Annotated in this window: 4 protein-coding genes; 3 read left to right on the top strand and 1 reads right to left on the bottom strand. The window is 47.1% G+C overall.

All coding sequences use genetic code 11. From position 1 onward, the window contains the following. Positions 1-266, bottom strand: a 266-nt coding sequence (locus tag ACEW8P_RS15895; RefSeq protein ID WP_373514064.1) for a SulP family inorganic anion transporter, incomplete at its 3' end; no start/stop codon positions are given. 361 nt (positions 267-627) lie between these two features. On the opposite strand from ACEW8P_RS15895, the gene ACEW8P_RS15890 reads away from it, so the two are divergent. From ACEW8P_RS15890 to ACEW8P_RS15880, 3 genes are all read left to right on the top strand, one after another. Further along, complete coding sequence (locus tag ACEW8P_RS15890; RefSeq protein WP_373514063.1) at positions 628-1,299, top strand: hypothetical protein; 672 nt, start codon at positions 628-630, stop codon at positions 1,297-1,299. A gap of 3 nt (positions 1,300-1,302) precedes the next feature. Then, positions 1,303-1,863 carry a DUF1572 family protein gene (locus ACEW8P_RS15885; protein WP_373514062.1) on the top strand — a complete coding sequence of 187 codons (561 nt, stop codon included), beginning with the start codon at positions 1,303-1,305 and terminating at the stop codon, positions 1,861-1,863. A 49-nt stretch (positions 1,864-1,912) separates the two neighbouring features. Further along, positions 1,913-2,781 (top strand): fatty acid desaturase (locus ACEW8P_RS15880; protein WP_373514061.1); only part of this gene is annotated, 869 nt, incomplete at its 3' end.

Genomic DNA, 2,781 nt, shown 5'->3' with positions numbered 1-2,781 from the left:
ACGCCGTACGATTTTGCTAAAGCCACGATGATTACCGCCACTGCGCCCGTCGCGCCCGAAATCATTCCGGGACGACCACCAAAAATGGACGTAACCAAACCCATCATGAAAGCCGCGTACAATCCCGTCAGTGGGGAGAGTCCGGCGATAAAGGCGAAGGCTACTGCTTCAGGAACGAGCGCCAATGCGACCGTCAGGCCAGAGAGTATTTCAGTTTTATAATCGACCTTTTGTTTAAGATCGAAAAGATTAAAGTATTTTTTCATTAAATATTTCGCAAAAGAATTTGGCTACGAAATTGAATTATTTCGTGATTGATTATTCTCGAAATTTAAAGGCATCTAGGGTATTTGTACCTAGGGAAAGAAAATAAGGCAATAATCAGAGTGTCATATTTTTAGAAATGAGGTGCAAAGATAGGATTTTTTTTGTATGGACAGATTATTCGTATGAACAGTTTTTTTGACGGCAGCCATTTATCTAAACCCGAAATCACGCTCACCTCTACGGATCGGATGATCGAATGGGCGGCGTGGTTGGTTTTTGCCCGCTATTCTGGCCCTGACTTTTATCCCTGTCGTCGTATTCATCTCTCAGGCACTGAGGAAAAAATCTTAACTTGATGCCATGGAAAACGTATCCGGGACAATAGACGCATTTTTTATCCTCATTACGTTTGTTACGGTGGGGCTGCTTTATTTAGCGTCGCCCAAATCAAAGTGGCTGTTGATTGGAGTAGGTATCTGGATGGCGATTCAGGCTTTTCTGGCCCTCTCTGGCTTCTACCAAGTCCAGACTATTCCTCCCCGGTTCGTATTGACGGCCTTGCCGCCCGCATTGTTCATAGCCGCTCTTTTCCTGACCTCTCGGGGCCGAGCATTCATAGACAGCCTGGATACTGCAAAACTGACGATTCTGCATACTGTCAGAATTGTCGTGGAGCTCATACTATACTTCTTGTTTCTGGCATCAGCCATTCCCGAAATCATGACATTCGAGGGGCGGAATCTAGACATCCTCGCAGGCTTGACCGCTCCGTTGGTCTATTACTACGGTTTTAAAAACAAAGTGCTGCCCACATCATCTTTGTTGCTTTGGAACTTGATTTGCGTGGGGCTCCTGTTAAACATCGTAGTGATTGCAATTCTGTCCACGCCTTCGCCTTTTCAGAAATTTGGCCTTGATCAGCCCAATATTGCCATCATCAGTTTTCCTTACGTGTGGCTACCCAGTGTGGTAGTACCCATCGTATTCTTCTCTCATTTCGCGACGATCAGGCGCTTGCTGTCGAAAAAATAAAATATGAGTACCTACCTGAGCAGCAGTATCAAGCAATTCGAGTACTACAAAATGCTAAGCGATAAAACGTTCGCCCAACTTTCGGACGAGCAACTTTTCTGGAAAGCCAACGACGAAAGCAACAGCATCGCTAACATCGTCAAGCACTTGTGGGGCAATATGCTCTCCCGCTGGACTAACTTTTTGACGACCGACGGTGAAAAAGATTGGCGCGACCGCGAAGGGGAATTCAACAGTGACACCCTCAACCGCGATAATATGCTCGCCCAATGGGAGGCGGGTTGGGCGTGTCTGTTCGCGGCTTTGTGTCCACTCACGGAGACAGATTTGGAAAGAACGATCTACATTCGTAATCAGGGCCACACCGTCACAGAAGCCATCAATCGGCAGACGGCGCATTACGCCAGCCATGTGGGGCAGATTGTATTTGTCGGTAAAATGCTGCGCGGCGGTTCTTGGGAATCCTTGTCCATTACGCGGGGTGAATCAGAAAAGTATAACACGGAGAAATTCTCGCAGCCCAAGCGGGAGGAGCATTTCACCGATGGATTTATGAAGAAATAGCTTTCATCCGTTTTTTTTAGAAATTGCACTACAAAAATAGTCTCTGACTATGCGTGCAATTCCGTATCTAATTCCAGTAGCAATTACGGTGGTATTCATGACAACCGCCGCTACGTCTTTCGTGTGGGCGGGAATGGGATTTGTGCTGATCATCGCTTCTTTGCGTAAAAAAATCGGGAAATTCAGTGTGGCGGGAGTCGTATCAGAATACGACTTTTTTCACCACAGCCCGCCTATGGTCAATCTGAAAACGGCTTCTGGGGTGTTCTTTGTCGGATTCAATGCTTGGGTTTTGTTTTTTCTGGCCCATCATGCGTTGGTAATCTGGGCGCTGGCCGTTTTCATTTATTCCGTCGTCATTTTCAACAGCAACTTCGCCGTCTCGCTGGCGCATGACCTAATGCATTCGTCCCGGAAACTAGATCGCTGGCTGTCAACTATTTTACTTCTTCAAAACGGCTTTTTCTATCTCGAAGCCGACCATATTTATATCCACCATCGCCACGTAGGTACCTCCGATGATCCGGCTACGGCCAGGGTAGGAGAGGGGATTTACGCTTATTTGCGCCGCTCAATCGGGGCGCGATTCCGCATGATTTTTTTCACAGGAAATACTTTCCCTCCTCGGCGGGAAAGTGAAATAATTTTGAGCTGTAAAATTCGGCTTGTTGCTTGTCTGTTCTACCTAATCGGTACGACTTTCGTCAGTTGGCAGGCCTTAATCTGCGTACTGGCGCAGTTCGTACTGGTCACTTTGATTTATGAATCCGTGACCTACATTCAACACTACGGATTGAGGAGGGAAATCAGCAAAACAGGCAAGGTAGAAGTAGTACAACTGCACCACGCCTGGAACTGCTATTACCGCACCTCGGCCTGGATGCACTACCTGATGCCCGTCCACTCCATTCACCATTT

This window comes from Persicitalea sp. (assembly GCF_041751555.1).
Lineage (GTDB): Bacteria > Bacteroidota > Bacteroidia > Cytophagales > Spirosomataceae > Persicitalea.
The sequence above is the reverse complement of the archived record's forward strand: the minus strand, read 5'-3'. Positions and strand labels throughout refer to the sequence as shown.

Bases quoted from the DNA above. Each gene is read 5' to 3' on its own strand.
- ACEW8P_RS15890 (WP_373514063.1), top strand. From the start codon at position 628: ATGGAAAACGTATCCGGGACAATAGACGCATTTTTTATCCTCATTACG.
- ACEW8P_RS15885 (WP_373514062.1), top strand. From the start codon at position 1,303: ATGAGTACCTACCTGAGCAGCAGTATCAAGCAATTCGAGTACTACAAA.